The 2,118-nt window shown below is 50.6% G+C and carries 1 rRNA gene; it reads right to left on the bottom strand.

Annotation, left to right across the window (positions count from 1 at the left end):
• Positions 1–102 precede the first annotated feature (102 nt).
• Positions 103–2,118: ribosomal RNA gene (locus DVA66_RS19690) — 23S ribosomal RNA — on the bottom strand; the annotation flags it as partial.

The raw sequence follows: 2,118 nt of genomic DNA, 5'->3' as shown, positions 1-2,118 counted from the left end.
ACAGGTGTGACCTCCTTGCCATTGTCACCAGACAAATGGAATGTATTATACATTCAAAACTAGATAGTAAGTAAAATGATTTTGCGTCGCAAAACATAAATTTTGATTAAGTCTTCGATCGATTAGTATTCGTCAGCTCCACGTGTCACCACGCTTCCACCTCGAACCTATTAACCTCATCATCTTTGAGGGATCTTATAACCGAAGTTGGGAAATCTCATCTTGAGGGGGGCTTCATGCTTAGATGCTTTCAGCACTTATCCCGTCCATACATAGCTACCCAGCTATGCCGTTGGCACGACAACTGGTACACCAGAGGTATGTCCATCCCGGTCCTCTCGTACTAAGGACAGCTCCTCTCAAATTTCCTACGCCCACGACGGATAGGGACCGAACTGTCTCACGACGTTCTGAACCCAGCTCGCGTACCGCTTTAATGGGCGAACAGCCCAACCCTTGGGACCGACTACAGCCCCAGGATGCGATGAGCCGACATCGAGGTGCCAAACCTCCCCGTCGATGTGAACTCTTGGGGGAGATAAGCCTGTTATCCCCGGGGTAGCTTTTATCCGTTGAGCGATGGCCCTTCCATGCGGAACCACCGGATCACTAAGTCCGTCTTTCGACCCTGCTCGACTTGTAAGTCTCGCAGTCAAGCTCCCTTATGCCTTTACACTCTATGAATGATTTCCAACCATTCTGAGGGAACCTTTGAGCGCCTCCGTTACCTTTTAGGAGGCGACCGCCCCAGTCAAACTGCCCACCTGACACTGTCTCCCACCACGATAAGTGGTGCGGGTTAGAAAGCCAACACAGCTAGGGTAGTATCCCACCAATGCCTCCACGTAAGCTAGCGCTCACGTTTCAAAGGCTCCTACCTATCCTGTACAAGCTGTGCCGAATTTCAATATCAGGCTACAGTAAAGCTCCACGGGGTCTTTCCGTCCTGTCGCGGGTAACCTGCATCTTCACAGGTACTATGATTTCACCGAGTCTCTCGTTGAGACAGTGCCCAAATCGTTACGCCTTTCGTGCGGGTCGGAACTTACCCGACAAGGAATTTCGCTACCTTAGGACCGTTATAGTTACGGCCGCCGTTTACTGGGGCTTCGATTCGTAGCTTCGCAGAAGCTAACTACTCCTCTTAACCTTCCAGCACCGGGCAGGCGTCAGCCCCTATACATCACCTTACGGTTTAGCAGAGACCTGTGTTTTTGATAAACAGTCGCTTGGGCCTATTCACTGCGGCTCTTCTGGGCGTTAACCCTAAAGAGCACCCCTTCTCCCGAAGTTACGGGGTCATTTTGCCGAGTTCCTTAACGAGAGTTCGCTCGCTCACCTTAGAATTCTCATCTTGACTACCTGTGTCGGTTTGCGGTACGGGCACCTGTTATCTATCTAGAGGCTTTTCTTGGCAGTGTGAAATCAACGACTCGAGGAAACAATTTCCTCTCCCCATCACAGCTTGACCTTATGAGTGCCGGATTTGCCTAACACTCAGTCTTACTGCTTGGACGTGCAATCCAATAGCACGCTTCGCCTATCCTACTGCGTCCCCCCATCGATTAAAACGATACTAGGTGGTACAGGAATATCAACCTGTTATCCATCGCCTACGCCTGTCGGCCTCAGCTTAGGACCCGACTAACCCAGAGCGGACGAGCCTTCCTCTGGAAACCTTAGTCAATCGGTGGACGGGATTCTCACCCGTCTTTCGCTACTCACACCGGCATTCTCACTTCTAAGCGCTCCACATGTCCTTGCGATCATGCTTCGACGCCCTTAGAACGCTCTCCTACCATTGTCCTACGGACAATCCACAGCTTCGGTAATATGTTTAGCCCCGGTACATTTTCGGCGCAGTGTCACTCGACTAGTGAGCTATTACGCACTCTTTAAATGATGGCTGCTTCTAAGCCAACATCCTAGTTGTCTGGGCAACGCCACATCCTTTTCCACTTAACATATATTTTGGGACCTTAGCTGGTGGTCTGGGCTGTTTCCCTTTCGAACACGGACCTTATCACCCATGTTCTGACTCCCAAGTTAAATTGATTGGCATTCGGAGTTTGTCTGAATTCGGTAACCCGAGAAGGGCCCCTCGTCCAAACAGTGCTC

This window comes from Desertihabitans aurantiacus (assembly GCF_003344635.1).
GTDB classification, from domain to species: Bacteria; Actinomycetota; Actinomycetes; order Propionibacteriales; family Propionibacteriaceae; genus Desertihabitans; species Desertihabitans aurantiacus.
The sequence above is the reverse complement of the archived record's forward strand: the minus strand, read 5'-3'. Positions and strand labels throughout refer to the sequence as shown.